This window comes from Collinsella sp. AM44-11 (assembly GCF_003467145.1).
Classification (GTDB): domain Bacteria; phylum Actinomycetota; class Coriobacteriia; order Coriobacteriales; family Coriobacteriaceae; genus Collinsella.
The window spans coordinates 1-214 of sequence record NZ_QSFE01000029.1 but is presented as its reverse complement, the minus strand read 5'-3'; positions in this window follow the sequence as shown (position 1 = coordinate 214).

Below are 214 nucleotides of genomic sequence, written 5' to 3'. Positions count from 1 at the left end.
GTGTCGCATCCGGGCAGACATCGAACCATTTGAAATGGTCTAACTTGGATTTGTTTTTCGCAAGGCCGCCGAGAGGCGGCCCCGAGAAATTCCTTTTCCTATACTTAAACCATATGAATCGAACGGAACCGATCAGCTAATAGTTGTGAGGACCGGACGGGCTCGAAGCCCATATATTTTGGACGGAGAGTTCGATCCTGGCTCAGGATGAACG